This is a genomic window from Bacillus sp. SIMBA_154 (assembly GCF_046536015.1).
GTDB lineage: Bacteria > Bacillota > Bacilli > Bacillales > Bacillaceae > Bacillus > Bacillus pumilus_P.
On the sequence record NZ_JAWJBV010000509.1, the window covers coordinates 1 to 248 of the forward strand.

The 248-nt window shown below is 43.5% G+C and carries 1 protein-coding gene; it reads left to right on the plus strand.

The window, feature by feature from the left end; all coding sequences use genetic code 11:
• The coding region (locus R0K30_RS22940; RefSeq protein ID WP_410613266.1) for a hypothetical protein at positions 1-248 on the plus strand (248 nt) is incomplete at both ends.

A 248-nucleotide genomic window follows, 5' to 3' on the forward strand; every position in this document is an offset into this window, starting at 1 on the left:
GTATTTTAAATAAGGCGAACGCAGAGATAACCCCGCAAGTTAGTTTAGATGCGGTATGGCAAGCGCGAGATGAATACTTGGCGCGTGTTCCAGCCTTTAAAAAAGCCTGCCTAGAGCAAGAGTTTATTGGTGCTGTTAAAGCATCCGATTTAAGTGGCTCAAAAACACCTGGGCGAAAGGGCAGTCTTGCTGCACTTGAAGCATTTTGCTTAAGCAATGATGACTTTTTTGAATTTGGTACCAGTAAG